This is a genomic window from Chryseobacterium sp. P1-3, from assembly GCF_000738495.1.
GTDB classification, from domain to species: Bacteria; Bacteroidota; Bacteroidia; order Flavobacteriales; family Weeksellaceae; genus Chryseobacterium; species Chryseobacterium gallinarum.
The window spans coordinates 1-1,792 of record NZ_JPEQ01000039.1; the positions used below are offsets into that span (position 1 = coordinate 1).

2 tRNA genes and 2 rRNA genes are annotated in these 1,792 nt (G+C 46.7%); all 4 read right to left on the minus strand.

Features of this window, described 5'->3' with window-relative positions:
* Positions 1-141 (minus strand): 23S ribosomal RNA (locus tag HX13_RS21645); the annotation flags it as partial.
* Between the two features lie 155 nt (positions 142-296).
* A tRNA-Ala gene (locus HX13_RS21650) sits at positions 297-370 on the minus strand.
* An 83-nt stretch (positions 371-453) separates the two neighbouring features.
* A tRNA-Ile gene (locus HX13_RS21655) sits at positions 454-527 on the minus strand.
* Positions 528-732: 205 nt separating this feature from the next.
* Positions 733-1,792: ribosomal RNA gene (locus HX13_RS21660) — 16S ribosomal RNA — on the minus strand; the annotation flags it as partial.

Sequence of the window (1,792 nt, forward strand, 5' to 3'; positions counted from 1 at the left end):
CTTCAATGTATTGGGTTGCCCCATTCGGATATCTACGGATCAATTCGTGTGTGCCAATCCCCGTAGCTTTTCGCAGCTTACCACGTCCTTCGTCGCCTCTGAAAGCCTAGGCATCCGCCATACGCCCTTAACGATTTCTTTCCTATTTTTGGTTACTCAAGCGCTTTATGCGCTCGGTTTTCTCTTTGTGATGTCTTTACCGTTAATGTCAATGATCTTAATTGCTATTTCAAGTTTAATTCGCAAATATTGTTTTTGGCTCTATTTGCTTGTTTAAAATTAAACCATCCACTATGTGGAGAATAAGGGAGTCGAACCCTTGACCTCCTGCGTGCAAGGCAGGCGCTCTAGCCAGCTGAGCTAATTCCCCCTCTAGGTGCTTCTAGCGATTTGCTTCTTGCTTTTGGCTTTCTTGCCATCTGCTATAAGCGATTTGCCAGCCGCCTTAATTAGTAGTCTCGGGCAGGCTCGAACTGCCGACCTCTACATTATCAGTGTAGCGCTCTAACCAGCTGAGCTACGAGACTGTCTGTTAGACTAACAGATTTCAGATATTAGATATCAGACTGCGCTTCCTTCTTTTATCTTGCCTCTTTGTCTCAATCCCTTTACTAATTTCTAGTGGGTTGTGTATTTATAATATAACCAACCAAACAAAAAACTAAAGCTTTACTTTAAGTAAGTACTGTGTCTCTAGGACACTAATTTTGTTTAACGTTCTTCAACGCTCTAAAATGAGATGTTCCAGCCGCACCTTCCGGTACGGCTACCTTGTTACGACTTAGCCCTAGTTACCTGTTTTACCCTAGGCAGCTCCTTTTACGGTCACCGACTTCAGGTACCCCAGACTTCCATGGCTTGACGGGCGGTGTGTACAAGGCCCGGGAACGTATTCACCGCGCCATGGCTGATGCGCGATTACTAGCGATTCCAGCTTCATAGAGTCGAGTTGCAGACTCCAATCCGAACTGAGACCGGCTTTCGAGATTTGCATCACATCACTGTGTAGCTGCCCTCTGTACCGGCCATTGTATTACGTGTGTGGCCCAAGGCGTAAGGGCCGTGATGATTTGACGTCATCCCCACCTTCCTCTCTACTTGCGTAGGCAGTCTCACTAGAGTCCCCAACTTAATGATGGCAACTAGTGACAGGGGTTGCGCTCGTTGCAGGACTTAACCTAACACCTCACGGCACGAGCTGACGACAACCATGCAGCACCTTGAAAAATGTCCGAAGAAAAGCCTATTTCTAAGCCTGTCATTTCCCATTTAAGCCTTGGTAAGGTTCCTCGCGTATCATCGAATTAAACCACATAATCCACCGCTTGTGCGGGCCCCCGTCAATTCCTTTGAGTTTCAAACTTGCGTTCGTACTCCCCAGGTGGCTAACTTATCACTTTCGCTTAGTCTCTGAAACTTACATCCCAAAAACGAGTTAGCATCGTTTACGGCGTGGACTACCAGGGTATCTAATCCTGTTCGCTCCCCACGCTTTCGTCCATCAGCGTCAGTTGTTGCTTAGTAACCTGCCTTCGCAATTGGTGTTCTAAGTAATATCTATGCATTTCACCGCTACACTACTTATTCCAGCTACTTCAACAACACTCAAGACTTGCAGTATCAATGGCAGTTTCACAGTTAAGCTGTGAGATTTCACCACTGACTTACAAATCAGCCTACGGACCCTTTAAACCCAATAAATCCGGATAACGCTTGCACCCTCCGTATTACCGCGGCTGCTGGCACGGAGTTAGCCGGTGCTTATTCGTATAGTACCTTCAGCTTTCCACAC